Source organism: Sphingobacterium sp. HJSM2_6, assembly GCF_049316305.1.
Classification (GTDB): domain Bacteria; phylum Bacteroidota; class Bacteroidia; order Sphingobacteriales; family Sphingobacteriaceae; genus Sphingobacterium.
The window spans coordinates 1-609 of the sequence record NZ_JBMOXB010000044.1; the positions used below are offsets into that span (position 1 = coordinate 1).

Here is a 609-nt window from a genome sequence, read left to right on the forward strand (position 1 = left end):
AACAATTTTGTAAAGACGATGATTCGCTTGATGAGTGAGCGTGAAGAGTTATCTGTAATAAATGACCAAATTGGTTCACCGACTTATGCCAGAGACTTGGCAAGAGCGCTTGTGAAGATCGTAGAATCGAATACCTGGACCCCTGGAATTTACCATTATTCGAATGAAGGAGAAATTTCTTGGTTTGAATTTGCGGAAGCGATAAGAGAAATTGCAGGATTGAGCTGTGAGATTCATCCTATTCCGACATCATCCTATCCTACACCAGCCAAACGACCAAAGTATTCGTTATTGAATAAAAGTAAAATCAAGGAGACATATGCTGTTTTAGTTCCACACTGGAGAGCGAGTTTGGAGGAAATGATAAACGCTTTAAAACAGACTAACTAAAAAACACGATCATATGAAAGGAATTATATTAGCAGGAGGTTCGGGGACTCGGCTACATCCATTAACATTAGCGGTATCCAAGCAGCTGATGCCTGTTTACGATAAACCGATGATTTATTATCCGCTATCAACGTTGATGTTGGCGGGAATCAATGAAATATTAATTATATCTACACCTCAGGACTTACCCCATTTCGAGAAATTGTTGGGTGATGGATC

The 609-nt window shown here is 39.6% G+C and carries 2 protein-coding genes; both read left to right on the forward strand.

Annotated elements, in window-relative coordinates; genetic code table 11:
- Nucleotides 1-390 (forward strand): SDR family oxidoreductase (locus ACFRAE_RS17725; RefSeq protein ID WP_422798502.1); only part of this gene is annotated, 390 nt, incomplete at its 5' end.
- A gap of 13 nt (nt 391-403) precedes the next feature.
- A partial coding sequence (locus tag ACFRAE_RS17730) for a sugar phosphate nucleotidyltransferase (protein ID WP_422798503.1) occupies nt 404-609 on the forward strand: 206 nt, incomplete at its 3' end.